The organism is Pseudomonas sp. EL_65y_Pfl2_R96, from assembly GCF_963970905.1.
Taxonomy (GTDB): Bacteria; Pseudomonadota; Gammaproteobacteria; order Pseudomonadales; family Pseudomonadaceae; genus Aquipseudomonas.
In genome coordinates, this window is the sequence record NZ_CAXAQH010000377.1 from 1 (window position 1) to 441 (window position 441).

The window sequence follows — 441 nt, forward strand, 5'->3', positions numbered from 1 at the left end:
TTGTCGGGGAATTCGATCTCGTCGACCTGCGGCTTGATGTTGGTCCACTTCAGGTTCCGCAGACCCGCGATCTGGATCTCGTTGTCGAAGTGACCGATGTTGCAGACGATGGCACGGTCCTTCATCGCGCGCATGTGCTCGATCGTGATGATGTCCTTGTTGCCGGTCGCCGTCACGAAGATGTCGGCGCGAGGCGCCGCGTCTTCCATGGTCGTGACCTCGTAGCCTTCCATCGCGGCCTGCAGCGCGCAGATCGGATCGATTTCGGTGACCATCACGCGCGCACCGCCATTGCGGAGCGACTGCGCCGAGCCCTTGCCGACGTCGCCGAAACCGGCGACCGCAGCAACCTTGCCGGCGAGCATCACGTCGGTGGCGCGACGGATCGCGTCGACCAGCGATTCCTTGCAGCCATAAAGGTTGTCGAACTTCGACTTTGTC

The 441-nt window shown here is 62.1% G+C and carries 1 protein-coding gene; it reads right to left on the minus strand.

Annotated features, from left to right (window positions below):
- The coding region (locus AACY49_RS31135) for an NAD(P)-dependent oxidoreductase (protein WP_339528176.1) at positions 1-441 on the minus strand (441 nt) is incomplete at both ends.